Annotated in this window: 1 protein-coding gene; it reads right to left on the reverse strand. The window is 61.7% G+C overall.

Annotation, left to right across the window (positions count from 1 at the left end; all coding sequences use genetic code 11):
• Positions 1 to 501: lyase family protein (locus KVT39_RS36510; RefSeq protein ID WP_254640795.1), on the reverse strand; the 501-nt coding region annotated here is incomplete at both ends.

The raw sequence follows: 501 nt of genomic DNA on the forward strand, positions 1-501 counted from the left end.
CAGCGCACATCGTTGGCGATTTTCAGCAGCGCCATCGCTAGCGTCCGGATCGCCGCGGACGTGCTGACGAGCGCATCGTGGGCGGACAGCGCAAAGAACTTATTGAGCGACGACCGGAACGGATGTCCGGTGAGTTCGCCGATGATCGCCGCGCACCTGTCGCCGAACAGAGGATGCGCATTCAGGCCCGTGCCCACGGCCGTTCCGCCGATCGCGAGATCGTACAGCCCGGTCAGGTTGGTTCGGATCGACGCGAGAGAATAGTCGATCTGCTCCACCCAGCCACCGATCTCCTGCCCGAATGTGATCGGCGTCGCGGCCTGCAGGTGCGTGGGGCCCACCTTCACGACGTCGGAAAACTGCTCGGACTTTTCGAACAACGTATCGCGCAACTCCGTGACGCTCGGGAGCAACGTATCGAACAGTTCCGTGACGACCGCAATATACATTGCAGTCGGAAAGGTGTCGTTCGACGACTGGCCGAGATTGACGTGGTCGCTC

It is taken from the genome of Burkholderia sp. GbtcB21 (assembly GCF_019091065.1).
In the GTDB taxonomy this organism is placed as follows: domain Bacteria; phylum Pseudomonadota; class Gammaproteobacteria; order Burkholderiales; family Burkholderiaceae; genus Burkholderia; species Burkholderia pyrrocinia_C.